The 25,432-nt window shown below is 72.1% G+C and carries 19 protein-coding genes and 2 pseudogenes; 15 read left to right on the top strand and 6 right to left on the bottom strand.

Annotated elements, in window-relative coordinates:
• Window positions 1-160: 160 nt before the first annotated feature.
• Together acs and AC3EQ1_RS16980 are read right to left on the bottom strand one after the other, a co-directional pair.
• Complete coding sequence (gene acs / locus AC3EQ1_RS16985; RefSeq protein WP_432095144.1) at window positions 161-2,122, bottom strand: acetate--CoA ligase; 1,962 nt, start codon at window positions 2,120-2,122, stop codon at window positions 161-163.
• Between the two features lie 442 nt (window positions 2,123-2,564).
• Window positions 2,565-4,919 carry a SulP family inorganic anion transporter gene (locus tag AC3EQ1_RS16980; RefSeq protein WP_432095143.1) on the bottom strand — a complete coding sequence of 785 codons (2,355 nt, stop codon included), beginning with the start codon at window positions 4,917-4,919 and terminating at the stop codon, window positions 2,565-2,567.
• A 307-nt stretch (window positions 4,920-5,226) separates the two neighbouring features.
• Here AC3EQ1_RS16980 and AC3EQ1_RS16975 point away from each other — a divergent pair, with 307 nt between their 5' ends.
• The gene (locus AC3EQ1_RS16975) at window positions 5,227-6,570 is read left to right on the top strand and encodes a polysaccharide deacetylase family protein (protein ID WP_432095142.1); all 1,344 of its coding nucleotides are present in this window, start codon (window positions 5,227-5,229) and stop codon (window positions 6,568-6,570) included.
• 37 nt (window positions 6,571-6,607) lie between these two features.
• On the opposite strand, the gene AC3EQ1_RS16970 is transcribed toward AC3EQ1_RS16975, so the two are convergent.
• Window positions 6,608-7,597: an ATP-binding protein gene (locus tag AC3EQ1_RS16970; protein WP_432095141.1), complete on the bottom strand. Its 990-nt coding sequence runs from the start codon at window positions 7,595-7,597 to the stop codon at window positions 6,608-6,610.
• Window positions 7,598-7,698: 101 nt separating this feature from the next.
• On the opposite strand from AC3EQ1_RS16970, the gene AC3EQ1_RS16965 reads away from it, so the two are divergent.
• Entirely contained in the window at window positions 7,699-8,520 is an 822-nt protein-coding gene (locus AC3EQ1_RS16965; RefSeq protein ID WP_432095140.1) for a Fic family protein, read from the top strand.
• A gap of 324 nt (window positions 8,521-8,844) precedes the next feature.
• On the opposite strand, the gene AC3EQ1_RS16960 is transcribed toward AC3EQ1_RS16965, so the two are convergent.
• On the bottom strand, window positions 8,845-9,681 hold the full coding sequence (locus AC3EQ1_RS16960; RefSeq protein WP_432095139.1) for an HAD family hydrolase: 837 nt from the start codon (window positions 9,679-9,681) through the stop codon (window positions 8,845-8,847).
• Window positions 9,682-10,102: 421 nt separating this feature from the next.
• On the opposite strand from AC3EQ1_RS16960, the gene ssd reads away from it, so the two are divergent.
• The 6 genes and pseudogenes from ssd to AC3EQ1_RS16930 all read left to right on the top strand — a co-directional run.
• Window positions 10,103-11,251 (top strand): septum site-determining protein Ssd, encoded by a 1,149-nt coding sequence (gene ssd / locus AC3EQ1_RS16955; protein ID WP_432095138.1) that lies wholly within the window; start codon window positions 10,103-10,105, stop codon window positions 11,249-11,251.
• The gene (locus tag AC3EQ1_RS16950; protein WP_432095137.1) at window positions 11,248-12,432 is read left to right on the top strand and encodes a TadA family conjugal transfer-associated ATPase; all 1,185 of its coding nucleotides are present in this window, start codon (window positions 11,248-11,250) and stop codon (window positions 12,430-12,432) included. Before ssd ends, AC3EQ1_RS16950 begins: the two co-directional genes overlap by 4 nt.
• Window positions 12,429-13,364 carry a type II secretion system F family protein gene (locus AC3EQ1_RS16945; RefSeq protein ID WP_432095136.1) on the top strand — a complete coding sequence of 312 codons (936 nt, stop codon included), beginning with the start codon at window positions 12,429-12,431 and terminating at the stop codon, window positions 13,362-13,364. Before AC3EQ1_RS16950 ends, AC3EQ1_RS16945 begins: the two co-directional genes overlap by 4 nt.
• Entirely contained in the window at window positions 13,361-14,170 is an 810-nt protein-coding gene (locus AC3EQ1_RS16940) for a type II secretion system F family protein (protein WP_432095135.1), read from the top strand. Before AC3EQ1_RS16945 ends, AC3EQ1_RS16940 begins: the two co-directional genes overlap by 4 nt.
• A gap of 155 nt (window positions 14,171-14,325) precedes the next feature.
• Window positions 14,326-14,523, top strand: coding sequence for a DUF4244 domain-containing protein (locus tag AC3EQ1_RS16935; protein WP_432095165.1), 198 nt, complete (start codon window positions 14,326-14,328; stop codon window positions 14,521-14,523).
• Window positions 14,510-14,872: pseudogene (locus AC3EQ1_RS16930) on the top strand (TadE family type IV pilus minor pilin); the annotation flags it as partial. The gene AC3EQ1_RS16935 and the pseudogene AC3EQ1_RS16930, both read left to right, overlap by 14 nt.
• A gap of 361 nt (window positions 14,873-15,233) precedes the next feature.
• Here AC3EQ1_RS16930 and AC3EQ1_RS16925 read toward each other — a convergent pair.
• Window positions 15,234-15,482 (bottom strand): hypothetical protein, encoded by a 249-nt coding sequence (locus AC3EQ1_RS16925; RefSeq protein WP_432095167.1) that lies wholly within the window; start codon window positions 15,480-15,482, stop codon window positions 15,234-15,236.
• On the opposite strand from AC3EQ1_RS16925, the pseudogene AC3EQ1_RS16920 reads away from it, so the two are divergent.
• Window positions 15,400-15,717 (top strand): annotated as a pseudogene (locus AC3EQ1_RS16920) (Rv3654c family TadE-like protein); the annotation flags it as partial. The gene AC3EQ1_RS16925 and the pseudogene AC3EQ1_RS16920 sit on opposite strands and share 83 nt — an antisense overlap.
• A gap of 67 nt (window positions 15,718-15,784) precedes the next feature.
• Here the strand turns inward: AC3EQ1_RS16920 and AC3EQ1_RS16915 are convergent.
• Entirely contained in the window at window positions 15,785-18,394 is a 2,610-nt protein-coding gene (locus AC3EQ1_RS16915; RefSeq protein WP_432095134.1) for a DEAD/DEAH box helicase, read from the bottom strand.
• A gap of 54 nt (window positions 18,395-18,448) precedes the next feature.
• On the opposite strand from AC3EQ1_RS16915, the gene bldG reads away from it, so the two are divergent.
• The 6 genes from bldG (at window position 18,449) to AC3EQ1_RS16885 (ending at window position 25,308) form a co-directional block, all read left to right on the top strand.
• A complete protein-coding gene (bldG, locus tag AC3EQ1_RS16910; RefSeq protein WP_014178436.1) occupies window positions 18,449-18,790 on the top strand; it encodes an anti-sigma factor antagonist BldG in 342 nt (113 codons plus the stop codon).
• A 90-nt stretch (window positions 18,791-18,880) separates the two neighbouring features.
• The gene (locus AC3EQ1_RS16905) at window positions 18,881-19,327 is read left to right on the top strand and encodes an ATP-binding protein (protein WP_351508044.1); all 447 of its coding nucleotides are present in this window, start codon (window positions 18,881-18,883) and stop codon (window positions 19,325-19,327) included.
• Window positions 19,328-20,188: 861 nt separating this feature from the next.
• A complete protein-coding gene (locus AC3EQ1_RS16900) occupies window positions 20,189-22,582 on the top strand; it encodes a sodium-translocating pyrophosphatase (protein ID WP_432095133.1) in 2,394 nt (797 codons plus the stop codon).
• Window positions 22,583-22,797: 215 nt separating this feature from the next.
• Window positions 22,798-23,358, top strand: coding sequence for a small secreted protein (locus AC3EQ1_RS16895; protein WP_432095132.1), 561 nt, complete (start codon window positions 22,798-22,800; stop codon window positions 23,356-23,358).
• Window positions 23,359-23,406: 48 nt separating this feature from the next.
• Window positions 23,407-24,945 carry a DUF7059 domain-containing protein gene (locus AC3EQ1_RS16890; protein ID WP_432095131.1) on the top strand — a complete coding sequence of 513 codons (1,539 nt, stop codon included), beginning with the start codon at window positions 23,407-23,409 and terminating at the stop codon, window positions 24,943-24,945.
• 165 nt (window positions 24,946-25,110) lie between these two features.
• Window positions 25,111-25,308, top strand: a complete 198-nt coding sequence (locus AC3EQ1_RS16885) for a hypothetical protein (RefSeq protein ID WP_432095130.1) — start codon at window positions 25,111-25,113, stop codon at window positions 25,306-25,308.
• Window positions 25,309-25,432 lie beyond the last annotated feature (124 nt).

Below are 25,432 nucleotides of genomic sequence, written 5' to 3'. Positions count from 1 at the left end.
CACCCGAGGGTGCCCGGCGCCTCGTCCGCACGACGGGCTGCTCGGCACGACGGGCTGCTCGGCACGACGGGGTGCCCGGCACGACGGGGTGCCCGGCATCGTGCCGGACACCCCGTCATCGGTGTTCCGCCGGCGCCCCTGGGCGGGGGCACCGGCCCGCTCAGTCCTCGCTCGAGGCGCTGGGCAGCTGGCTCTGGATGAGCTCCATCACCGACGAGTCGGTGAGCGTGGTGACATCGCCCAGGTCCCGGTTCTCCGCGACATCGCGCAGCAGTCGGCGCATGATCTTTCCGGAGCGGGTCTTGGGCAGCTCGGCCACCGGCAGGATCCGCTTGGGCTTGGCGATGGGACCGAGCGCCTTGGCGACGTGGTTGCGGAGCTCCTCGACCAGCTCCGCGCCCTCCGTCGCGCCGCCGCGCAGAATGACGAAGGCACAGATGGCCTGGGTGGTCTGCGGATCGGTGGCCCCGACCACCGCGGCCTCGGCGACCTTCGGGTGCGAGACGAGGGCCGATTCGACCTCCGTGGTCGAGATGTTGTGGCCCGACACCAGCATCACGTCGTCGACCCGGCCGAGCAGCCAGATGTCCCCGTCGTCGTCCTTCTTGGCGCCGTCGCCCGCGAAGTAGCGGTTCCGGAAGCGCGCCCAGTAGGTGTCGAGGTAGCGCTGGTCGTCGCCCCAGATCGTCCGGAGCATCGAGGGCCACGGCTCGGTCAGCACCAGGTAGCCGCCGGAGCCGTCCGGCACCTCGTTGGCGTCGTCGTCGACGACGGTGGCGGCGATGCCGGGCAGCGGAATCTGCGCCGATCCCGGCTTGGTCGTGGTGACCCCCGGCAGCGGGCTGATCATGATGCCGCCGGTCTCGGTCTGCCACCAGGTGTCGACGACGGGCGTCCGGTCCCCGCCGATGTTCTTCCGGTACCAGACCCAGGCCTCGGGGTTGATCGGCTCGCCCACCGACCCGAGGACCCGCAGCGACGACAGGTCGAACTTCGCCGGGATGTCGTCGCCCCACTTCATGCAGGCGCGGATCGCGGTCGGTGCGGTGTAGAGGGTCGTCACGCCGTACTTCTGGACGATCTCCCACCAGCGGCCCTGGTGCGGCGTGTCCGGGGTGCCCTCGTAGAGCACTTCGGTAGCCCCGTTGGAGAGCGGCCCGTAGACGATGTAGGAGTGGCCGGTCACCCAGCCGACGTCGGCGGTGCACCAGTAGACGTCGGACTCCGGCTTGAGGTCGAAGACCGCGTGGTGCGTGTACGACACCTGGGTGAGGTAGCCCCCGGTGGTGTGCAGGATGCCCTTCGGCTTCCCGGTGGTGCCGGAGGTGTACAGGATGAAGAGTGGGTGCTCGGCGTCGAACGCCTCCGGGGTGTGCTCCTCCGGCTGGCGGTCCACGATGTCGTGCCACCACACGTCGCGGCCCTCGGTCCACGCCGTGTCCTGCCCGGTGCGGCGGACGACCAGCACGTTGCGCACGTTCTCCGTGCCGGGGCGGGTCAGCGCCTCGTCGACGGCGGGCTTGAGGGCGGAGGGCTTGCCGCGCCGGTAGCCGCCGTCGGCGGTGATGACCACCCGCGCGTCGGCGTCCTCGATCCGGGTGGCCAGGGCGTCGGCGGAGAAGCCGCCGAAGACCACGGAGTGCGGGGCACCGATCCGGGCGCAGGCCAGCATCGCCACGACCGTCTCCGGGATCATCGGCAGGTAGATGGCGACCCGGTCGCCCGCCTGCACCCCCAGCTCGGTCAGGGCGTGCGCAGCCCGCGAGACCTCGCGCTGCAGCTCGGCGTAGGTGATCGAGCGGCTGTCCCCGGGCTCGCCCTCGAAGTGCAGGGCCACCCGGTCGCCCAGGCCGTTCTCGACGTGCCGGTCCACGCAGTTGTACGCGACGTTGAGCCTGCCGTCCGCGAACCACTTGGCGAAGGGCGGGTTGCTCCAGTCGAGGGTCTCGGTCGGCTCGGTGGCCCAGGTCAGCCGACGCGCCTGCTCGGCCCAGAACGCCAACCGGTCGGCACCGGCCTGCTCGTACGCCTCGGCCGTCACATTGGCACCGGCGGCCAGGTCGGCCGGCGGCTCGAACCTCCGGTCCTCCTTCAGCAGGTTGGCCAGGCTTTCGTTGCTCACGACATCTCCCAATCCGAGGGTCCCCTGTGTGTCCCAGGCCATAGCTCATCAGTCAGCTGGCCACGTGACAAGGGCCTTCCGCGATTGGTTTAGACCTGTGTCCCGAGGTGCCCGGACAGCTGTGAGACGTACCCCGGTGGAGGCCGATTCACCGGCGCGCCCCGGGATCCGCCCCGCCGCCCGCTCATCCGGCGCAGAGCCACCGCAGCACGGGCCCACGCCCGTCGGTCAGCCGCCCGCCCGATGGCACCGGGGCCGGCAAGCCTCCGCCCCCGGTGGCCCCGCATGCCCCCGCCCTGACAGCTCCTCCGCCCCGGCCTGCCCCGGTCGCCCCACCGGGGTTGCTGCCCGCCGCGTGGGTCGACCTGGGCACCCCACCGGCCGAGCCCCCGGGCGCCCGGGGAGGACCGAGCCCCCGGGCGTCCGTTGCGATTGGCGCCCGTCAGACCAGGCTCTCCTCCTGCGCGGCCGGCTCCACCCGGGCGAACTCCTTCGCCTCTCCGTCGAGCACGTACGCCTGCGCCTCCCCCACATCGAAGTACATCCCGTGCAGCTCCAAGGACCCCTCGGCCACCCGGCGCGCCACGGACTCGTGCGCCGCGAGATTGCGCAACTGCTGCACCACATTGGTCAGGCAGAGCCGCTCCACCGCGTCCGCTGGGGGCCGTCCGGCGATCATCGGCCCGTCCTCGGGGCGTCCGGCATTCATCCGGTCCAGGCTGGGGAAGCCGTGCCGCAGCCAGCGCTTCAGCGGGGTCCGCGGGCCTTCCGGCCCCGAGCTCAGCAGCGCCTGCATGGCTCCGCAGCCGGAGTGTCCGCACACCGTGATGCTGCTGACCTCGAGCACCTCGACCGCGTATTCGATGGCCGCGGCCACCGAGTCGTCCGAGGTCTCGAGTCCGGGCAACGGCACCAGGTTTCCGACGTTCCGCACGGTGAAGAGGTCACCCGGTCCACTCGACGTGATCATGCTGGTGACGAGCCGCGAGTCGGCACAGGTGAGGAACAGCTGGGACGGCCGCTGCCCCTCCTTCGCCAGGCGGGCCAGCTCGTCCCGCACCAGCGGAGCGGTATTGCGCTGGAACGCGCTCAAGCCGCTGACCAGCTGTCCGCTCGCCGACCCCGGCTTGCGGGGCGTCGGTGGCCGGGTGCACTGGTGGTTGCGCCAGGGAGTCCACGGCCGGCAGCTGTGCGCGGAGTGCGGTTCGCCGATCCGGTCCCCCGCCCGCCCGGTGACCGTGACGGTCCCCCCGAGCCCGGTGTGCGCGTCCCGCCACTGCTGCAGCGTCTCGTACGCCGCGTGGTCCAGGAATGAACCGTCCAGCTCGACCACCGTCGGCGCCCCCTCGGGCACCTGCCCGAGGGCGCGGCTGAGCCGGGGCACCGCGAGGAACATCAACTGACCGCGCACCCGCACCCGGTGCGTGCCGTCCGGCTCCTTCTCGACGGTGATGCGGGTGTGCGCCAGCCGGTGCAGCGCCAGCCCGACCGCGACGGCGATACCGGCCGCCACGCCCTCCAGCACACCCAGCAGGACCACGGCGGTCAGGGTCGCCGCGTACACCAGGACCTCCCGGTGCCGTCTGACGGTGCGTACGTGCGTCAGGCTGACCATCTGCACGCCCACCACCATCACCAGCGCCGCGAGGACGGCCAGCGGGATCAGCTCCAGCGCGCCGACGAGAACCCCGGCGGCCAGGAGCACCCACACCCCGTGCAGCACCGTCGAGGCCCGGCTGACCGCTCCGGCGGCCACATTCGCCGAGCTGCGCACCGCGACACCGGTGACCGGCAGCCCGCCCAGCGCCCCGGACACCACATTGGCCGCGCCCTGGCCGCGCAGCTCCCGGTCCAGGTCGGCGCGGGGGACGCGGCTCTCCGGTGGTCCTCCGCGGGCCGTGGCCAGCTTGTCCACGGCGACCGCGGACAGCAGCGATTCGACACTGGCCACCAGGGTGATGGTGAGCGCCGCCGCGATGAGGCCCAGGACCGGTCCGTCGGGCATCGCGGGCAGTGCGTGACTTCTCCAGGAGGGCAGGTCGACCTGGGGCAGGCGCAGGCCGGCCAGCATCGTGAACGCCGTGGCCAGGGCGACGGCCACCAGAGCCGCCGGTGCCCTGCGGAGCATGCGGCCCCAGCGGTGGGGGAGTCGCGGCCAGACCAGGAGGGTGGCCACCGTGAGCGCGCTGACGGAGAGAGCCCCGACATGGAGGTCCGTCAGCTGGTCGGGAAGGGCCAGGGCGTTGGCGACGGCGGAGCTCTGCGGCGTGCCGCCCAGGACGACATGGAGCTGCGCCAGTGCGATGGTGACCCCGATGCCGGCCAGCATGCCGTGCACGATGGCGGGGCTGACAGCCAGGGCGGACCGGGCCACGCGGGCGCAGCCCAGACCGAACTGGGCCAGCCCGGCCACGACCGTGAGGGCACAGGTGGTCCGCCACCCGTACTGCTGGATCAGATCCGCGGTGACCACGGTGAGCCCCGCGGCCGGGCCGCTGACCTGGAGCGGTGCACCGCCGAGCAGCCCGACGACGATCCCGCCGACGGCGGCCGCGACGAGCCCGGCCTGGAGCGGGGCTCCGGTGGCCAGGGCGATGCCCAGGGACAGCGGCAGGGCGATGAGGAAGACGGTGGCGGATGCGGAGAGGTCGGCGGCGTGCAGCCGGAAGCGTTTGCCCGGGCCGTGGCGGCCCTCCGTGGGCGGGCACGGTTCTCGAGTGCTGTGGGTGCCGGACTCTTCCGGCGCTGTGCGGTGCGTGCGCAAGGGGCGGTCGCCCATGGACAGTCGCAAGGTCATCGTCCCGTCTCCTCCGGGGCTGCGCGGTCGCGGTCTCGCGGCCGTGGGTCACGGCGTACAGCGGCGGGATGGCGGAGCGCCGGGTCCGGGCGTGGCGCTGCCCGACACGACGTTCCTCAACTCTCGGTAAATGAATCGCAATCCAGAGTAAAGAACGAGCGGTTGCTATCTCCATAAATGCGCTGGTCTTTGCGCCTATTGAGTGAATTTGTATGACAGTCAGCTTGTCGTACAAATCCTCCGGCCCGGTCATGCGACGTTGGCGGTGCTGTGTCGGACTGGACAAGCCTCAGGAAAGAGGTGGCTGATGGCAGCCGCATGGAGAGTCGTTCTCGGTGTTGTCACTCCGGCGATGGCCCTCGCGGTCGCCGGTTGTTCGAGCGGTGTGGCGCCGAAGCCGGGAGCCGGTGAGGCGCAGGAACGTTCCGCCGCCCCGAAGGGGGCGGCTGCCGAGAAGGTCAGAATCATCGGTGACGGGTCGACAGCCGACACCGGACGTCAGCCCGACCAGCCCGCCGCCCGCCGGATGCGGCCCGGTGAGGAGCCTCCGCAGTTCGTCGTCTTCTCCTGGGACGGCGCGGGGGAGGACAGCCAGAAGCTCTTCTCCCACTTCCGCGAGGTCGGCAAGAAGTACGACGCGAGAATGACGTTCTTTCTGAGCGGCGTGTACATGCTGCCGGAGGAGAAGCGGAAGATCTACGCCCCGCCCGGGCACTCCGCCGGCGCCTCGGACATCGGCTTCAACAGCCTGAAGGGAATCAGGGACACCCTGGCTCAGATCCGCCAGGCCTGGAAGGAGGGCCACGAGATCGGTACCCACTTCAACGGGCACTTCTGCGGAGCCAACGGTGTGGGGACCTGGTCCACGGAGGAGTGGAAGAACGAACTCGAGCAAGCCGAGTCCTTCGTCAAGAAGTGGCGGACCCACACCGGCCTGAAGAACGAGAAACCACTGCCCTTCGACTACAGCAAGGAACTCGTCGGCGGCCGCGCGCCCTGCCTGGAGGGCCAGCGGAATCTGATCCCCGCGGCGAAGGCCATGGGGTTCCGCTACGACGCGAGCTCCTCCGGCGGTCGTCAGGTCTGGCCGGGCCGAATCGACGGGATCTGGGACTTCCCCCTCCAGGAGGTGCCCATGCCCGGCCGGGCGTTCGAAACCCTCTCGATGGACTACAACTTCCTGGCGAACCAGTCGGGGACGGTGCACGGGGATCCCGCACGGCACGGTGCCTGGGGGGAGCAGATGCGCGAGGGGCTGCTCTCCGCCTTCTCCCGGGCGTACCGCGGCAACCGTGCCCCGCTGTTCATCGGCAACCACTTCGAATCCTGGAACGGCGGCACGTACATGCGGGCCGTCGAGGACGCCATCAAGGCGGTCTGCCCTCGGGAGGGCGTCCGCTGTGTGACGTTCAAGCAGCTCGCGGACTGGCTCGACGCCCAGGACCCGAAGGTGCTGGACCGGCTCCGCACCCTGGACGTCGGAAAGAAGCCGAAGGGCGGCTGGGACACCTTCCTCGACCGGCGCACTCCCGTCCCCCGGAAAACCCCGCCCAGGAAGACCGCTCCGCGGAAGACGGCCCCCGGGAAGGCGGCATCCGGAAAGGCGGCCGCCGCTGAGCGCCGGGGAGCGGGGATTCTGGCCCAGGGGTAGCGCCCGGGGCGGCGGCCGGCCCGGAGCGTGCCGAGGATCAGACGGGCTCCGTGACCGTAAGGCTCTCGTCCAGCGCGAAGGAGGGGTCGACCTGGGCCGCCAGGTCGGCCCCGGTTCTGGCGTTCCCCCAGCTCTGTGCGTTCTTGAGGTGGAAGTGCACCATCTGCCGGGTGTAGCGGTCCCAGTCGCGCCGCTCATAGGCGGCGTCGGCAGTTCCGTGCAGCGTCTCCAGCGCCTGCCGGGTGGTGGGTTCGAGCGCGTCGAAGCGTGGGGGGCGGCCCTTCTCCATCGCCCGCACCCAGTCCGAGTGACCGACCGTCACGAGCAGGTCGTCGCCCGCCTCCGCCCGGAGGAAGTCGACGTCGTCCGGTCCCTGCACCTTGTTGCCGACCACGCGCAGCGCCACCCCGAAGTCCCGCGCGTACTCCTTGTACTGACGGTAGACGGCGATGCCCTTACGGGTCGGCTCGGCCACCAGGAAGGTCATGTCGAAACGGGTGAACATGCCGGACGCGAAGGAGTCGGAGCCCGCCGTCATGTCGACGACGACGTACTCGTCCCGGCCGTCGACGAGGTGGTTGAGGCAGAGCTCGACCGCGCCGACCTTCGAGTGGTAGCAGGCGACCCCGAGATCCGACTCGGTGAAGGCCCCGGTCACCATCAGCCGGACGTCGGAGCCGTCCCCGAGCCGCACGGGCCGGGCGCAGGCGGCGTAGACCGGGTTCTCCTCGCGGACCCGCAGCAGACGGGAGCCGTGGCCCGGCGGCGTGGTCTTGATCATGGTCTCGGCCGTGGCGATCCGCGGATTGGAGCCGCGCAGGTAGTCCTTGATCAAAGGGAGTTCCGCGCCGAGGGCGGGCAGCTCGGCGGCCTCCCGCTCGTCGATGCCGAGGGCCGGGGCGAGGTGCTGGTTGATGTCGGCGTCCACCGCGATCACCGGGAGGCGCTCGGCGGCGAGATGACGGATGAACAGGGAGGACAGGGTGGTCTTGCCGCTGCCGCCCTTCCCAACGAAAGCGATCTTCATGTTCACCAAGGGTAGGTCAGATGTCGCTCAGGGTGAACGAAGGTGGTGAGGAAGACCACTCCTTCGAGGGGGGTGGTCGGTGAGTGCGTAGGGTCGGGCGCATGGGTACCAAAGCCGATCCGCTGGCCGCTCTCAGTGCGCTCCCGGGCGTGGCCGACTCCGTGGACTCCGTACGCAAGGCCGTGGACCGGGTCTACGGCCACCGGGTGATGCGACGCCGCAGCAATGAGATCACCTCGGAGGCCGCACTGCGCGGAGCGCGCGGTTCCGCGGCGCTGGCCGGTGCCGACTGGGCGCTGGAGGAGGTGCGGCGGCGCAGCGACTTCGGCGGCGAGGGCGAGCCCCGGACCGTGGGTGCGGCACTCCGGCTGACCGCGGAGGCGGGGCAGTTGCTCAGTGTCTGGCGGCAGTCGCCGCTGCGGACGCTCGCGCGGCTGCATCTGGTGGCGGCCGGGGGTTCCGCGCCGGAGGGCACGGTGGGCCGTCCGCGGCTCGAGGGTGAACCGGTGACCGAGCCGCTGGTCGAACTGCCGCTCCCGGATGCCGACGAGGTCGCCGGACGGCTCGACGGGCTCGCGGAGCTCCTGCTGGCGGGAACGGAGGCGCCGGCGCTGGTGACGGCCGCGGTGGTGCACGGCGAGCTGGTGGCGCTGCGGCCCTTCGGGTGGGGCAACGGGCTGGTGGCGCGGGCGGCGGAGCGGATCGTGCTGATCGGCAGTGGACTCGATCCGAAGTCGATCTGCCCGGCGGAAGTGGGACACGCCGAGCTGGGGCGGGCCGCGTACGTCGCGGCCCTGGACGGTTACGTCTCCGGTACCCCGGAGGGCATGGCGGCCTGGATCACGCACTGCGGGCGGGCCGTGGAGCTGGGTGTCAGGGAGAGTACGGCCGTGTGCGAGGCGCTGCAGCGCGGCGCGGCCTGAGTCGACGGCCTGGCCGGGTGCGGCCGGCAACGAGTTGCGGCGGTACCCGCTCGGGGTACCGCCGCTGGCATGTCGGCCCGGTTACCAGTGCGTGCTCGTTTTGCGCTCATCAGGTCGGGTTCTTTGCCCGTCACCTGGTGCAGCTGGCCCGTAATCGACGGGTCGGCGTCGCGTGGGTGCCCGACTTTCATGCTCCGGTCCGTGGGGCCTTGATGCGTTGAGGAAGATCCTCCCGGATATCCCTGGTCTCGCGGGCCGTTGACTCCTTTCTACTCCTGGGTGCCCGGAAGCGGAACCCCTGGCTGCATATCTTTACTATCGGCCTCAAATGCGGGCATAAGCCGCGCGGCGTCGACCGGCATACCAGACCAGGCCGGCGGTCGCGGCTGCCGCGCCCACCGCGGCGATGGCCGCGAGGACGGGCCGGGGCGGCAGGGAGAGCGACGGGAGCCGCTCCCTCAGCTGCACCGGACGGCTGAACGAGAGCACGGTCCAGCCCCGGGCCGCCGCCTCCCGGCGCAGCCCGCGGTCGGGGTTGACCGCGTGCGGGTGGCCGACCGCCTCCAGCATCGGGATGTCGGTGACGGAGTCGCTGTACGCGTAGCAGCGGTCGAGGTCGTAGCCCTCGCTCTCGGCCAGCTCGGCGACGGCCTCGGCCTTGGTCGGCCCGTAGGCGTAGTACTCGATCTTGCCGGTGAAGCGGCCGTTTTCGACGACCATGCGGGTGGCCACGACGCGGTCGGCGCCGAGCAGCTCGCCGATCGGTTCGACGACCTCGGCGCCCGACGTGCTGACGATCACCACGTCCCGTCCGGCGGTGTGGTGCTCCTCGATCAGTGAGGCGGCCTCGTCGTAGATGATCGGGCCGATGAGGCCGTGCAGCGCCTCCGCGACGATCTCCCGCACCTGCTGTACGTCCCAGCCTTTGCAGAGGGCGGAAAGGTACTCGCGCATCCGCTCGGTCTGGTCGTGGTCGGCCCCTCCGACGAGGTACACGAACTGCGAGTAGGCGGTGCGCAGTACGGCCCTGCGGTTGATCAGGCCACCCTGGTAGAAGGACTTGCTGAAGGCCAGCGTGCTCGACTTCGCAATCACCGTCTTGTCGAGATCGAAGAAGGCGGCGGTGCGCGGCAAGAGGTGATTTTCCACGAGGCAGAGCATAGGGGCCCGCCATTCGGCGTAAGCTGTGGCGCGTGGGTTTGCCTGAGAAGGCTCTCGGGTACACCATGGAAGTCACGGATCGTTCGCGACCGTGCTAACCCGGTCCGACTCCTCCCCCCCCGAGTCGGCCGTGGGGACGACCCCCGCTCTCCCCCCCGGCGGGGGTCGTCGCATGTCCGGACGCGTTTTCGCATTTCCTTTCCGGATCTTCTCCCTCCGCTCTCTCTCGCCGAGCACTGCTCTTCGACTGTCATGACGCGTAACGCATCGTAATCGTTGCGATGCGGAGGGGAAGTCACCGGTATAGGTGACGGGGATATTCACAACCCGCAAGTAGTCCACAGTTTCCGACCAAGATCCACATGATTTCCCGGATCGCCGCACGGTGATTACCCGCGAAGTTCGCGGATGTGAGAGTGCGATGCGAGAGGGGGCGGAGACCGTGGCCGGATCCATTGGTTCACAGGAGCCGCAGACCGCCGGCGGACAACCGCGGCGACCGCTGATCGTCACGGAGGACGAAGCGCTGCTGGACGACCTGTTGCGCCTGTGTGCCGCGGCGGGTGCGGAGGCGGAGGTCTCCCATGGAGTGCCCGCACAGCGGGGGAGTTGGGAGACGGCTCCTCTGGTCCTGGTCGGCGACGACGCCGCGCACCGGCTGCGGGGTCCGTCGCGCAGACCGGGAGTGCTGGTCGTCGGGCGGTGCCTCGATGATCAGGCCGTCTGGCGCCGCGCCGTGGAGATCGGCGCGGATCAGGTGCTGGCCCTGCCGGATGCCGAGGCCTGGCTGGTGGAGCGGATCGCCGACGCCGCGGAGAGCGTCGGGCGCGCGCTGACCGTCGGGGTGATCGGTGGCCGCGGCGGCGCGGGGGCGAGCACCCTGGCCTGCGCTCTCGCCGTGACCGCCGCTCGCGCCGGGCGGCGCACGATGCTGATCGACGCCGATTCGCTCGGCGGCGGGCTGGACGTGCTGCTCGGCGGCGAGCGGACGGAGGGGCCGAGATGGCCGGCCTTCGCCCAGTCGCGGGGCCGGCTTGGCGGCAGCGCGCTGGAGGAAGCCCTGCCCGAGCTGCGTGGAGTGCGGCTCCTGAGCTGGGATCGCGGCGATGCGGTGACCTTGCGGCCCGAGGCGATGAGTTCGGTGCTGGCCGCGGCGCGCAGGGGCGGCGGGGTGGTCGTCGTCGATCTGCCGCGGCGCGTGGGGGACGCGGAGGCGGAGGCGCTGGCCCAGCTGGATCTGGGCCTGCTCGTGGTGCCCGCGGAGCTGCGGGCGGTGGCCGCCGCGCACCGGGTGGCGGCCACGGTGGGCACGGTGCTGGAGGATCTGCGCGCCGTGGTGCGGGGGCCGTGCGGCCCGGGCCTCCACAGCGAGGAGATCGCCCGGCTGTTGGGGATTCCGCTGGCCGGGGAGCTCGCCTCGGAAACCGGGCTGTCGTCCGGCGGAGGTGTGCCGCCCGGCAGCAGTGTGCGCGGGCCGCTCGCGCGGTTCTCCGCGGACTTCTGGGCGCGGGCTCTCCCATCCGGAGGCGGGGCCGCACCGGCCGGGTGCTCGGGAGGTGGCGTCGGATGACGGCGACGAGCCGGGTCACGGATGTGGCGGTGCCGCTGGTGGACGCGGTGCGGCTGAGGCTGGCGGAGAGCGGGGCCGAGCCCACTCCGGCAGCGGTGGCGGCAGCGCTACGCGCGGAGGGGCGGCTGCTGGGGGACACCGAAGTGCTGCGCGTGGTGACGCGCCTGCGGTCCGAACTCGTGGGCAGCGGGCCACTGGAGCCACTGCTCGCGGAGCCGGAAGTGACCGACGTCCTGGTCACCTCCCCGTCCGCGGTCTGGGTGGACCGCGGGCGGGGGCTGGAGCGGTCCGATGTGTCCTTCCCCGACGCGGCGGCGGTCCGCCGGCTCGCCCAGCGGCTTGCCGCGGTGGCCGGGCGGCGGCTGGACGACGCACGGCCGTGGGTGGACGCCCGGCTGCCGGACGGCACTCGGCTGCACGCGGTGCTGCCACCGGTGGCTGTCGGCTCGACCTGCCTCTCGCTGCGGGTCGTACGGCCCAGGGCGTTCGGGCTGGCCGAACTCGTGGACGCGGGGACCCTGCCGACCGGCGGGGAGCGCCTGCTGCGGCAGATGCTGGAGTCCCGGCTGTCGTTCCTGATCAGCGGAGGGACCGGATCGGGCAAGACGACACTGCTCAGCACACTGCTGGGGCTGGTCGGTCCGGACGAACGGATCGTCCTGGCCGAGGATTCGGCGGAGTTGCGGCCCGACCACCCCCATGTGGTGCGCCTCGAGGCGCGGCCCGCGAACCAGGAGGGGACCGGTCGTGTCACGCTGCGCGATCTGGTGCGTCAGGCGCTGCGCATGCGGCCGGACCGGCTCGTGGTGGGCGAGGTCCGGGGCGCGGAGGTCACTGACCTTCTCGCCGCCCTGAACACCGGTCACGAAGGCGGCTGCGGAACGGTGCATGCCAACGCCGCGGCGGATGTGCCCGCCCGGCTGGAGGCGCTCGGTTCGGCGGCCGGACTCGACCGGGCGGCGCTGCACAGCCAGTTGGCGGCCGCTCTGTCGGTCGTGGTGCACCTGGTCCGGGATCGCACCGGACGCCGGCGCCTCGCCGAGGTGCATGTGCTCGAGCGGGACGGGGCCGGGCTGGTCAGGACGGTGCCGGCCGCTGTCTGGGGCGCCCAGGGCTTCGCGCGCGAGCGGGGCTGGGAGCGGCTCGGCCGGTTGTGCGCCCGTGGCGGTGATGCCTGGTGACCGGCGGCCTGACCGAGGGAACGGTCACCGGCGCGAACGCCGCCCCGGCGTATGCCGCGGTGCTCTGTGCGGGCCTGGCCGCGCTGCTCCTGGGCGGACGGGACACGGAGCTGCGGAGAGCCCGGCTGCTGTTCGCCGACGGCGCTGGGACGACCTCCGGCCGCGTCCGGCTCCCCGGGCCCTGGGCACGCTGGGCGATGGAGGCCCGCAGGCGCTGGAGGGCCCTGCCGGGCGGGCAGCCCGGGCCGGAGCTGTGGTGCCTGCCCATCGGGTGCCTGGTGGCGCTGCTCGGCGCCTCGGTGCTGCCGCTGCCGGCCGCTGTCGTCGCCGTGCCCGTGGTCCGCCGATGGCTGCGGAGCCGGGAGCGCGGGCGGGCCCGTGACTCCATGGCGGCGCGGGTGATCGAGCTGTGCGCCGGAGTGGCGGCCGAGTTGCGTGCCGGGCGTCAGCCCGACGAGGCGTTACGGCTCGCTGCCTCCGGGACTCTCGGGGCGGCAGAGGGCACGGTGACGGCCGCCGCGCGCTTCGGTGGTGACGTGCCGACGGCGCTGCGGAAGGCCGCCCGACAGCCGGGGGCCGAGGGGCTGCTGGGCGTCGCCGCGTGCTGGCAGGTGGCAGCCGACAGCGGAGCGGGGCTGGCCGCCGGGCTGGAGAGGGTGGCCGACGCCCTGCGCGCCGAACGGGCGCAGGGCGAGGAACTGGAGGCCCAGCTCGCCGGCACGCGAGCGACGGCGGTGATGCTGGCTCTCCTGCCGCTCGTCGGGCTGTTGATGGGTTCGGCGCTCGGAGCCGAACCGCTGCGCGTGCTGCTGCACACTCCCGCCGGTTGGGTCTGCCTGCTGGTCGGCGGAGTGCTGGAGTACGCGGGGCTCGTCTGGACGGCCCGCGTCGTACGGGCCGCGTCGGGCCGCCGCGGTGCGGGGGCCGGATGACCGGCGAGGGGGCCGTGGCCCTGGCGGGAACGGCCGCAGCCGGCGCCGTGGCCGTCCGGATCTCGGTGGCGGCGGTCCGCCGTCGGCGGGAGCGTGCGGTGCGCGGACGGCTCGGGCGAGTGCTCGGCAAGGGCGCCGTGGCGCCGCGTCGGCGGGACCGTCTGCGGGGGTGGTTCGCCGCGTCGACGGGACGTCCCGGTCGCGCTCTGCGGGAGCGGTGGCCTGCCCCGGCCGTCGGACTGGCCGGCTTCGTCCTGGTGGGCGGAGTGCCGGGCTGCCTGGTCGGGACCGCGGCGGCGTACGGCGTGCACCGATGGCGGCGGAGCCGCTCGGTGCGGACCGTGGCGACGGAGAGCGCCGAGGCCGTGTCCCGTCAACTTCCCCTGGCCGCAGACCTGCTGGCGGCGTGTCTGGCTGCCGGAGCCGGGCCGTGCGAGGCGGCGGACGCCGTCGGGAAGTCCCTCGGCGGACCGGTCGGTGACCGGTTGGCGCGGACCGCTGCCGAGCTGAGGCTCGGCGCCGAACCCGCCACGGCCTGGAGCCGACTCGGTGCGCTCGCCGGTGCGCGCGGACTGGCGCGCTGCCTGGAGCGAGCCCAGGCGACAGGAAGCCCAGCAGTGCAACCGGTGACGCGGGTCGCGGCGGAGTGCCGGGCCGAACAGGCACGGGCCGCGACGGCCGGGGCGCGGCGAGCCGGTGTGCTGGCCACCGCGCCGCTGGGGCTCTGCTTTCTCCCCGCCTTTCTGACGGTCGGTGTGGCCCCGGTGCTCATCGGCCTGGCAACCGGCTTGCTGAACGGCCACTGACGGGTGGCGAGGAAAGGGCTCGGCGTGCGACGGCGCCACGGACAGAGCGGCGACGGCGCGGCGACGAGGCGGCGACGAGGCGGCGACGACGGAAAACGGAACCGGACATGGAACCGGACATGGAACCGGAAGAGGAACCGACGATGGGGGCAGAGATGTTCAAGAGGCTCGGTGCGCGGTGGCGGAGGCTGCGGTGCGCGCGACGGGACCAGGGGATGACCACGGCCGAGTACGCGGTCGGGACGGTCGCGGCATGCGGATTCGCTGCCGTCCTCTACAAGGTGGTGACCAGCGGGGCGGTCTCCGGGGCACTCCAATCGATCATCGGAAAGGCGCTCGATGCGCCGTTCTGACCGGGGGTTCGTGACGGCCGAGGCGGCGGTGGTGCTGCCCGCGCTGGTGCTGTTCGCCGTGGCGCTGCTGTGGGGGCTGATGGCCGCCGCGGCTCAGATCCGGTGTGTGGACGCGGCGCGGGCGGGAGCTCGCGCCGCCGCCCGGTCGGAACCGCCGGAGGCCGCACTGGCCGCCGCCCGAGCGGCCGCTCCACGGGGAGCGGAGGTGGTTCTGGAGCGTGAGGGGGATCAGGTGCGTGTGCGGGTCGTGGCGCCCACGGCGGGGCCTCGCGCCCTGTCCCTCAGCCTCCGGGCGGAGGCCGTGGCGCTGTCGGAGGACCGGAGGACGGGTTCCGGGGCCGGGGCGGGAGCCGGCGGAGCGGGACCCGGCGCCACGCGATCAGAGCATGCGGACCCGGTGCCGAACCTCGCCCCGGCCGCGAATCCGGACCCGGCTCCGAAGACGCATCCGTCCTGCCCGGGCCCGGGTGGGGACACGCACCCGTACCCGCACCCGCGCCTGGGTCCGCACCCGTCCCCGGGCTCGGGCCCATCCCTGGGTCCGCACCCGTCCCCGACCCCGTCCCCGTTCCCGACTCCGGGCCCGAGCCACCGGCCCGCCGGGGTGGGATCTGTATGAGGACGTGGCCGCGGGACCGGATGCGGGAGCGACGCCATGACGGCGGGAGCCTGCGGCCGGTCCGGGGGAAAGGTCCGGTGACCGCGACCGGTCAGAGGTTGGCGGCTGCGACCGGCCGCGGGTCGGCGGCCGGGACCGCCGAGTCCGCCGGGACCGCCGAGTCCGCCGGGACCGCCGAGTCCGCCGGGACCGCCGGGACCACCGAGACCACCGAGACCACCGAGACCACCGAGACCACCGAGACCACCGGGACCAGCGTGATCGACCGTGGATCGGCCACGGTGTGGACGGTGGTGTTCACCGCGGCGCTCTGTGCGGTGTTCACCGCGGTGCTGGGCATGGGGGCGGCGGTGACCGTACGCCACCGGGCGGGCGGAGCAGCGGACCTGGCCGCGCTCGCGGCCGCTGATCATGCTCTGGAAGGCCGGGAGCCGGCCTGTGCCATCGCGCGGCGGATCGCGGTGGCGCAGGGCGCACGGGTGGTCCGGTGCGCCGTGGCCGGAGAGGTCGCCGACCTCACTGCGGAGGTGCGGGCCGGGCCGTTCAGCTCGCGGATCCGGTCGCGGGCGGGCCCCTCGAGCGGGCGAACCGTGCCTGTCCTCCCCGCTCCACCGCACGCCCGGCGAGCCGGGTGGACCGGAGCTACGTCTGTTCGCCGGAGTCTCCGGGATGTTCGGAGCTCACCGGCCGACCGGAGTGCCCCGGCTGTGGCCCCGTCGGTGGCCGGGCCGGTGGCTCCGTCGGTGGCCCTGCCGGCCCACCGGCTGCGTCCGTCGGGGCCGGGGCCGCCCCCGTGGCCCCGGCCGGCTGCGCATCTTCCGGCGCCGCGGAGAGGAGTGTGGTGAGCAGTCGTACGGCGGCTCGCTTGTGGAGCGGGTCGTTGCCGTTCCCGCACTTCGGGGACTGGATGCAGGACGGGCACCCGGCCTCGCACTCACAGGAGGCGATGGCCTCGCGCGTGGCCCGTAGCCAGCGCTCCGCGGTGTGGAAGGCGCGTTCCGCGAACCCCGCCCCGCCCGGGTGGCCGTCGTACACGAAGACCGTGGGCAGCAGGGTGTCCGGGTGCAGCGGCACCGAGACCCCGCCGATGTCCCAGCGGTCGCAGGTGGCGAAGAGCGGCAGGATGCCGATGGAGGCGTGCTCGGCGGCGTGGAGGGCCCCCGCCAGCTGCTCCGGGGCGATCCGGGCGGCGTCGAGCTGGTCCTCGGTGACCGTCCACCAGACCGCTCGGGTGCGCAGGGTCCGGGGCGGCAGATCCAGCTTGGTCTCGCCCAGCACCTCGCCCGTGACGAGTTTCCGGCGCAGGAAGGAGACGACCTGATTGGTGACCTCGACCGAACCGAAGCACAGCCGGGAATCGCCCCAGGGGATCTCGGTCGTGGTGTCCAGAACGGAGATGGCGGTGGTGTCGCGGGCGGTGGTGGAGTACGGCGGGTCGGACGCCTCGACGAGGGCGACGGAGTCGTGGAGATCGAGGTGCTTCACCACGTAGGTGCGCCCCTGGTGGAGGTGGACCGCGCCGTCGTGGACCGTGGTGTGGGCGGCGCCGGCGTCCACGGTGCCGAGGAGGCGCCCGGTCGCCTCCTCCACCACGTGGACGGGTTCGCCGCCCTCGCCGCGGATGTCGGCCAGGTCGGCCGCCCGTTCGCGACGCGGCCAGTGCCAGGCGGTCGCCCGGCGCCGCAGCAGCTTGCGCTGTTCCAGCTGCGGTATGAGATCCGGCGCGGCCGGACCGAAGAGCTCCAGGTCGGCCTCGGTGAGCGGGAGCTCGGCAGCCGCCGCACACAGGTGGGGAGCGAGCACATACGGATTGTCCGGGTCGAGCACCGTGGACTCGACCGGCCGCTGGAAGAGGGCCTCGGGATGGTGCACCAGATAGGTGTCCAGCGGGTCGTCGCGGGCGACGAGGACCGCGAGCGCCCCCTGACCGGCCCGGCCCGCCCGCCCGGCCTGCTGCCACAGGGACGCGCGGGTGCCGGGGTAACCGGCGACGAGCACCGCATCGAGCCCCGCGACGTCCACGCCCATCTCCAGCGCCGTGGTGGCCGCCAGCCCCAGCAGCTCGCCGGAGTGGAGGGCACGCTCCAGGGCGCGGCGTTCCGCGGGGAGGTAGCCGCCGCGGTAGGCCGCGACCCGGCCGGGCAGGGACCGGTCGACCGCCGCCAGCCGCTCCTGGGCGATCAGGGCGATCAGCTCGGCCCCGCGCCGTGACCGGACGAAGGCGACGGTACGGACTCCCTGGACGGCGAGGTCGGTGAGCAGGTCCGCGGTCTCGGCGGTGGCGGTGCGCCGCACCGGCGCGCCCTGTTCGCCGTGGAGCTCGGTCAGCGGCGGCTCCCACAGGGCGAACACCAGCTCCCCGCGGGGGGAGGCGTCCTCGGTGACCTCGGCCACCGGGAGGCCCGTGAGCCGGGAGGCGGCCCGAGCCGGGTCCGCCGCGGTGGCGGAGGCGAGCAGGAACACGGGCTCGGAGCCGTAGCGGGCACAGACGCGGCGGAGCCGGCGCAGCACCTGTGCGACATGCGAACCGAATACTCCACGGTAGGTGTGGCACTCGTCGATCACGACGAAGCGCAGCGACCTCAGGAACGACGACCAGCGGTGGTGGGCGGGGAGGACGCCGCGGTGCAGCATGTCGGGGTTGGTCAGCACGTAGTTCGCGTACTGACGCACCCATTCGCGCTCCTCGACGGGTGTGTCGCCGTCGTACACCGCCGTGCGCACGGCGGTGCCGAGCGGTGCCGCGAGGTCTGCGACGGCGCGCTTCTGATCGGCGGCGAGCGCCTTCGTCGGGGACAGGTAGAGGGCGGTCGCCCCTCGCCCGTTGGGGGCCTCGGCACCGTCGAGGAGGGCGCTGAGCACCGGAGCCAGATAGGCGAGCGACTTGCCCGACGCGGTGCCGGTGGCGACCACGACGGAATGTCCGCGCAGAGCGTGCTCGACCGTGCGCGCCTGGTGCTCCCACGGACGGTCGATCCCGGCCTTCCGGATGGCGTCGACGACCTCGGCGCGGATCCCCTCCGACCAGTCCGCATGACGGCCCGCACGCGGGGGCAAGTGCTCCGTATGAGTGATGCGCACAGCCCGATCGGCCCCGGCCGCGAGACGGTCCAGGACCGAGCGCGGGGATGTGCGTACGCCCGCGAAACGCGGGAGTTGATTGTTGGCCATCGGCACCGAGTGTGTCACTGGCGTGACGGAGAATGGACTCAAGGCGTCGTGCGCGCCTGCTGGTAAGTGATTGAATGCCATCGCGGCTGCCGATCCATGGGGGGCGACCGCTCGATGCAAGGTGCTGGAGGATCCGTGGACCTGTCCCTGTCGACCCGGACCGTTGGCGACCGCACGGTCGTCGAGGTCGGTGGCGAGATTGATGTATACACCGCGCCCAAGCTGCGCGAGCAGCTGGTCGAGCTTGTCAACGACGGTAATTATCACCTCGTCGTGGACATGGAGGGCGTCGACTTTCTCGACTCCACCGGGCTCGGCGTGCTGGTCGGTGGCCTGAAGCGGGTGCGTGCCCATGAGGGCTCGCTGCGCCTGGTGTGCAACCAGGAGCGCATTCTCAAGATCTTCCGCATTACCGGTCTGACCAAGGTGTTCCCGATTCACACCTCGGTCGACGACGCTGTCGCAGCCACCGACTGACGGCAGCGTCTCCCGCGGAAGCCACTGGGGGGACCGGGCGATCCTGCCCGGGCCCCCTGAGATGTACGCCCGTACGACCGAGGGGATGGCATGGCCACCGTCGAACTACTGTTCAGCGCGTTGCCCGAGCATGTCCGCACCGCCCGTCTGGTGGCGGCAGCGGTCGCGCGCCGAGCCGGGGTCGACGAAGCGGTGCTGGACGAGGTGCGCCTCGCCGTCGGTGAGGCCTGCACCCGGGCCGTGAGTCTGCACCAGAGCAATGCCGTGTCGGCTCCCGTCAAGGTCGTGCTCATCGAGGACGAGAAGAAGTTCTCCATCGAGGTGGGGGACGAGGCACCGCACGCCGTCTCGGGCGCGGTCCCCGGAGCCCGCACGGGCGGGGACGGTGGCGCCGAGGACTCCGCCGCGGAGGAAGAGGACGAGATGGGCCTGGCGGTCATCAGCGGCCTCGTCGACGACGTGGAAGTGTCCACCGGTGAAGCAGGCGGGCTCATCCGGATGAGCTGGCCCGCGACCCCCGCGACCATGCTGCCGTAGCCGTAGCCGTAGCCGTAGCCGTAGCCGTAGCCGTAGCCCGAGCCCGAGCCCGAGGCGGTACACGCGCGGCACGCGCCCGCCGCGGTCCGGTCGGCCCGTGGCCTCGGCCCATGCCCGTCGGCCACCGTGCCCGTGTCCGTGGGCGCTGTGGGCCGTCGGCATCTTCTGCCTGTGCCGTAGATGCGCCTCTCCGGTGCCTGTGCCGTAGATGCGCCCCCGGTGCGCGCCTGCCTGTCCCGGACCACCGCACCTGACCGGCACCCCATCGCACCGCTCACGACGCCCCGTACGTGCCTCACCCCCTGCCCCACCCCGAACCCATCGCGAACCCCGCCCTGTGCTCGGCCCGCCGTGGCGTGGATCCGGTCCCCTCGGCTGTGTCGTCCGGTTCGTCCGGGTGGCGGTCGGTCCCGGGAATGGCCACTTCTGTCGCCGGTCCCTCGAGGCGCGCCGAGCGCGCAGTCCTCGCTCGCCTCCGGTGTCGCTGCTGTCGCTTCTGCCCGTCAACGGCACCCGTCCCCCGGGGGTTCCGTGTGTCACCCGGGTCCAGGGTGTCCGGCTCGGCGGGCCCGCTGAACTGCTCCTTCGGATGCCCGGAGATCCTTTTGTAGATCATTCCGTAGATCATTCAAAGGGCGTCAGTGAATTAGTGGCCGTCCTCCCTCCGGGCGAATTCCCGCAGTGATTCGTTTTGATCTTCGCTGGGTACGGGCGAATTCCGGTCACGGCACCCTGTTTTGATCCAGCTGGGCTCCCTACAATCCGTCCACATCTTGAGCTCAGTACGCCTGAGCGTGGCGGCTGTTCCTGTCGTAACCGACAACAGCTGCGCGCCCATGTGCCAAACGTCAAGGAGGACGAATGGCGGGGCCCTTTACCCCTCTGCAGCTGGACCACCCCTCTTCGCTCGCGGCCGCCGTGCTGACCAGTGACAACCGGGTGCTCGTGGCGGTCATCGCCGCGGTCGCGGTGGCCGCGCTCGTCGTCGCCGTGGTGCTCGTACGACAGGTGCTCGCCGCCGGCGAAGGCACCGACAGCATGAAGAAGATCGCCGCCGCGGTGCAGGAAGGCGCCAATGCCTACCTCGCACGCCAGTTGCGCACCCTCGGCGTATTCGCCGTGGTGGTCTTCTTCCTGCTCCTGCTGCTTCCGGCGGACAACTGGACGCAGCGTGCGGGACGTTCCGCGTTCTTCCTGATCGGTGCCCTCTTCTCGGCGGCGACCGGTTACATCGGAATGTGGCTCGCGGTGCGCAGCAATGTCCGCGTCGCGGCAGCCGCCCGTGAGGCGACCCCCGCCGAGGGCGAGCCGGCCAAGGATCTCACCGCGGTTTCGCACAAGGCGATGAAGATCGCCTTCCGCACGGGTGGCGTCGTCGGCATGTGCACCGTGGGGCTGGGCCTGCTGGGCGCCTCCTGCGTGGTGCTGGTCTACGCGGCCGACGCGCCGAAGGTGCTCGAGGGCTTCGGCCTCGGTGCGGCGCTGATCGCGATGTTCATGCGTGTCGGCGGCGGTATCTTCACCAAGGCCGCGGACGTCGGCGCCGACCTGGTCGGCAAGGTCGAGCAGGGCATCCCGGAGGACGACCCGCGCAACGCCGCGACCATCGCGGACAACGTGGGCGACAACGTCGGCGACTGCGCCGGTATGGCGGCCGACCTCTTCGAGTCGTACGCGGTCACCCTCGTCGCCGCGCTGATCCTCGGCAAGGTCGCGTTCGGGGACTCCGGTCTGGCGTTCCCGCTGCTGGTTCCGGCCATCGGTGTGGTCACCGCGATGATCGGCATCTTCGCGGTGGCGCCCCGGCGTTCGGACCGCAGCGGCATGACCGCCATCAACCGAGGCTTCTTCATCTCCGCGGTGATCTCGCTGGTGCTGGTGGCCACCGCCGTCTACATCTATCTGCCGGCCAGTTACGCGGATCTGAACGGGGTCACCGACTCCGCCATCGCCGGGCACGAGGGCGACCCCCGGGTCCTCGCGCTCGTCGCCGTCGCCATCGGCATCGTGCTCGCCGCGCTGATCCAGCAGCTCACGGGCTACTTCACGGAGACCAGCCGGCGCCCGGTGCGGGACATCGGCAAGACCTCGCTCACCGGGCCGGCGACCGTGGTGCTGTCCGGCATCTCGATCGGTCTGGAGTCCGCGGTCTACTCGGCGGTGCTGATCGCGCTCAGCGTGTACGGCGCGTTCCTGCTGGGCGGAACGTCGATCATGCTGGCGCTGTTCGCGGTCGCGCTGGCCGGCACCGGTCTGCTGACCACCGTCGGCGTGATCGTGGCCATGGACACCTTCGGTCCGGTCTCCGACAACGCGCAGGGCATCGCCGAGATGTCCGGCGACGTCACCGGTTCCGGCGCGCAGGTGCTCACCGACCTCGACGCGGTCGGCAACACCACCAAGGCCATCACCAAGGGCATCGCCATCGCCACGGCCGTCCTCGCCGCGGCCGCGCTGTTCGGCTCCTACCGGGACGCGATCGCCACGGCGGTCGCGGAGGTCAACGCCGAGGCCGGGGAGCTGGGGCTGAGTCTGGACATCTCGCAGCCCAACAACCTGGTCGGGCTGGTCCTCGGCGCCTCCGTCGTCTTCCTGTTCTCGGGGCTGGCGATCAACGCCGTGTCCCGGTCCGCCGGTTCGGTGGTCTACGAGGTGCGGCGGCAGTTCCGTGAGCACCCCGGGATCATGGACTACACCGAGAAGCCGGAGTACGGGCGCGTCGTCGACATCTGCACCAAGGACGCGCTGCGCGAACTCGCCACTCCCGGTCTGCTCGCGGTGCTCGCCCCGATCGCGGTCGGCTTCACGCTCGGTGTCGGGGCGCTCGGCTCGTATCTCGCGGGCGCGATCGGTACCGGCACCCTGATGGCCGTCTTCCTCGCCAACTCGGGCGGTGCCTGGGACAACGCGAAGAAGCTGGTCGAGGACGGGCACCACGGCGGCAAGGGCAGCGAGGCGCACGCCGCGACGGTGATCGGCGACACCGTCGGCGACCCGTTCAAGGACACCGCGGGCCCCGCGATCAACCCGCTGCTGAAGGTGATGAACCTGGTGGCCCTTCTGATCGCTCCGGCCGTTGTCAAGTTCAGCTACGGCGACAACGCCAGCGTGGGGGTGCGCATCACGGTGGCGCTGCTGTCGATCGCGGTCATCGTGGGCGCGGTGTACGTCTCGAAGCGGCGCGGGATCGCCGTGGGTGACGAAGGCAACTCCGAGCGGGTCGCGAAGACCAGCGACCCCGCGGTGGTGTCCTGACTCCGGGCATCCCGATCCGGTCTCCGGGCCGGTCAGTTGGCGGGCGGGCGGCGTGCGTGGAGCGCGCCGCCCGCCCGTTTGCCTGTATCGGGCATCACACTCGGCCGTATGGTGCAAATGGTTACAATGCTGATCCTAATGGATGCCTGACTCGCGGCCCCCTCCCGCGAGGCGTGTATGTTCCGGGGCCGAGAGCCATGGAAGGGACCAATCCGGTGAACAAGAAGCTTGTGGCCGCGCTGTCCGGTGGCGCTGTGCTCGTGCTGGCGCTGTCCGGCTGCAGTGACGACGGCGGCGAGGTCGACGCCTACGCGAAGAAGGTCTGCGACGACGTCCAGCCGCAGCTGAAGAAGATCACGCAGGCAAACCAGGCGATCAAGGATTCCGCGGCGGACGACAAGCCGCAGAACGTCAAGAAGACCGACTCGGCCGCCTTCCAGCAGATCTCCGACGCGTACGCCGCGCTGTCCGACTCCGTGGAGAAGGCGGGCACCCCGCCGGTCGACAACGGCGCGCAGATCCAGAAGGACGCGGTCAAGGAGCTGGACGCGACCTCCAAGGCGTACGCCGAGCTGAAGCAGCAGACGGACAAGCTGAACACCAAGACGCGGGGTACGTTCGCCGACGGGCTGAAGAAGCTCATCGTCGACATCGAGCGGGTCAACGAGGTCGGCAACGCGGCGATCAGGAAGCTCCAGTCGGGCGAGATCGGCACGGCCATGGCCAAGCAGACCAGCTGCCAGCGGACCACCAAGGCTCCGTCGGCCGCCTCCTGACGGCCCCGCCCGGTCCGCCGGGAGCCGTCGGCACGGGACAATGGGCCGGTGAGTACGCACAGCCTCCCCACCCCCGATGCCGACCGCACCTCACGGCTGCGTGAGGCGCTCCGGTCGGCCGACTTCACCGCCGACGGGCTCCTCGGACTGCTCGGCGGCCCCGCCTACGCGGCCCTGGCCCGCAGCGAGACGGTCCCCGCGCTGCGGGCCACCCGCGGCGGGTCCCCGCTGGAGACCCTGACCCGGCTGTTCCTCTTGCAGCAGCCGGTGCCGCAGGCGCAGGCGGAGGCCGCGCTGCCGGCCGAGGACTGCCTCGCCGACGGCTGGCTGGTGCGGCACGGCGACGAGGTGCGGGCCACGGTGGACGTGCGCCCGTACGCCGGATCCGAGGACCGGGACTGGTGGATCGTCTCCGACCTGGGCTGCGCGGTCGGCGGGGCCGGCGGCATCGCCTCGGGCGTGGCCGGGGTGCCCCGCTCGCAGCTCGTCCTGGGCGTCGGCGGCGCGTCCACCACGCTGGCCGGGATCACGGTCCGGGAGCCCGTCGCGCGCGCCCTGGATCTCGGGACCGGCTCGGGCATCCAGGCCCTGCACGCCGCGCACCACGCCGACCTGGTCACCGCCACCGACCTCAACCCCCGGGCCCTGGGCTTCGCCCGGCTCACCCTCGCGCTCTCCGGCGCGCCCGAGGCGGACCTGCGGCAGGGGTCGCTGTTCGAGCCGGTGGCCGGTGAGGAGGGGTACGACCTGATCGTCTCCAACCCGCCGTTCGTGATCTCCCCCCGCTCCGCCGACGGGCCGCGGCTCACCTACCGCGACGGCGGAATGGCGGGCGACGACCTGTGCCGCACCCTGGTCCAGCATGCCGCCGGCCACCTCAACGACGGCGGCCACCTGCAGCTGCTGGCCAACTGGCAGCACACCGAGGGCGAGGACTGGCGGGAGCGGCTGTCCTCCTGGGTGCCCGCGGGCTGCGACGCGTGGATCGTGCAGCGCGAGGTGCAGGACGTGGCGCAGTACGCGGAGCTGTGGCTGCGCGACGCCGGTGACCACCGCACCGATCCGGCCGAGTACGCGGAGCGTTACGACGCGTGGCTGGCGGAGTTCGGGGCGCAGGGAACCGAGGGCATCGGTTTCGGCTGGATCACCCTGCGCAAGTCGGGCTCGGAGCGCCCGTCGGTGGTTGCCGAGGAGTGGCCGCACCCCGTCGAGCAGCCGCTGGGCGTGACCGTACGGGACCACTTCGACCGGCAGGACTTCCTGCACGCGACGGATGACGCCGCCCTGCTCGCCGGCCGTTTCCGGCTGGCCGACGAGGTGGTGCAGGAGCAGGTCGGGCAGCCCGGCGCGGAGGACCCGGAGCACGTGGTGCTCCGGCAGAACCGCGGGATGCGGCGCGCCACCGAGGTCGACACGGTGAGTGCCGGGTTCGCCGGCGTGTGCGACGGCACACTCCCGGCCGGCCGGATCCTCGACGCGATCGCGCAGCTCGTGGGCGAGGACCCGGTGCTGCTGCGGGACCGTACGCCCGGGTCGATCCGGCGTCTGGTGGAGCAGGGCTTTCTGGAGCCGGTCCGGGAGGACTGAGGGGCCTTGCACCGTGCCCGCCCGGGTCGGCCGCTCATGGTGCGAGGACCCCTGAGTCCGGGGTCCTGCTCACCCCGGGTTCGCTGTTCACCCGGTGTTCGCCCGTACGCCGTACGGGCGTGACAGGCTCCGGCGTCACACGTCGCCGAGGGGACAGGCCAGGCCATGGAGAGCGGACCCGCGATCTTCGCCGGGGCGGCGTTCACGCTGTTCGGGGCCGCCCTGCTGATTTGGACCGGCGCCCGGGTCACGCTCCGCGTGCCGGTCGCCCACGGAGTGAGCCCCGTCGCATCGACGGCCCTCGCGGTGATCTTCGGGACGGCCTTCCTCACCGCCGGTATCTGCTGCTTCTGCCTGGCCTGATTGCGCATATCGGGGCCCCGGATCCGGGCGCCCGTTCGTCCGCCGTGCCTACGGTGCTCCTGTTCGGGCATGCCGGTCCGGGCGGCAGACAGGCCGCTTGTCGGGTTACCGTTCGAGTGGCGTT

Source organism: Streptomyces sp. bgisy100 (assembly GCF_057709105.1).
This window is presented reverse-complemented; position numbering and strand designations above follow the sequence as displayed.

Coding starts and splice junctions, on each gene's coding strand:
- AC3EQ1_RS16980 (WP_432095143.1), bottom strand. CDS start 4,919: ATGACCTTGCGACTGTCCATGGGCGACCGCCCCTTGCGCACGCACCGC.
- AC3EQ1_RS16975 (WP_432095142.1), top strand. CDS start 5,227: ATGGCAGCCGCATGGAGAGTCGTTCTCGGTGTTGTCACTCCGGCGATG.
- AC3EQ1_RS16970 (WP_432095141.1), bottom strand. CDS start 7,597: ATGAAGATCGCTTTCGTTGGGAAGGGCGGCAGCGGCAAGACCACCCTG.
- AC3EQ1_RS16965 (WP_432095140.1), top strand. CDS start 7,699: ATGGGTACCAAAGCCGATCCGCTGGCCGCTCTCAGTGCGCTCCCGGGC.
- AC3EQ1_RS16960 (WP_432095139.1), bottom strand. CDS start 9,681: ATGCTCTGCCTCGTGGAAAATCACCTCTTGCCGCGCACCGCCGCCTTC.
- ssd (WP_432095138.1), top strand. CDS start 10,103: ATGCGAGAGGGGGCGGAGACCGTGGCCGGATCCATTGGTTCACAGGAG.
- AC3EQ1_RS16950 (WP_432095137.1), top strand. CDS start 11,248: ATGACGGCGACGAGCCGGGTCACGGATGTGGCGGTGCCGCTGGTGGAC.
- AC3EQ1_RS16940 (WP_432095135.1), top strand. CDS start 13,361: ATGACCGGCGAGGGGGCCGTGGCCCTGGCGGGAACGGCCGCAGCCGGC.
- AC3EQ1_RS16935 (WP_432095165.1), top strand. CDS start 14,326: ATGTTCAAGAGGCTCGGTGCGCGGTGGCGGAGGCTGCGGTGCGCGCGA.
- AC3EQ1_RS16925 (WP_432095167.1), bottom strand. CDS start 15,482: ATGCCCAGCACCGCGGTGAACACCGCACAGAGCGCCGCGGTGAACACC.
- AC3EQ1_RS16915 (WP_432095134.1), bottom strand. CDS start 18,394: ATGGCATTCAATCACTTACCAGCAGGCGCGCACGACGCCTTGAGTCCA.
- AC3EQ1_RS16905 (WP_351508044.1), top strand. CDS start 18,881: ATGGCCACCGTCGAACTACTGTTCAGCGCGTTGCCCGAGCATGTCCGC.
- AC3EQ1_RS16900 (WP_432095133.1), top strand. CDS start 20,189: ATGGCGGGGCCCTTTACCCCTCTGCAGCTGGACCACCCCTCTTCGCTC.
- AC3EQ1_RS16885 (WP_432095130.1), top strand. CDS start 25,111: ATGGAGAGCGGACCCGCGATCTTCGCCGGGGCGGCGTTCACGCTGTTC.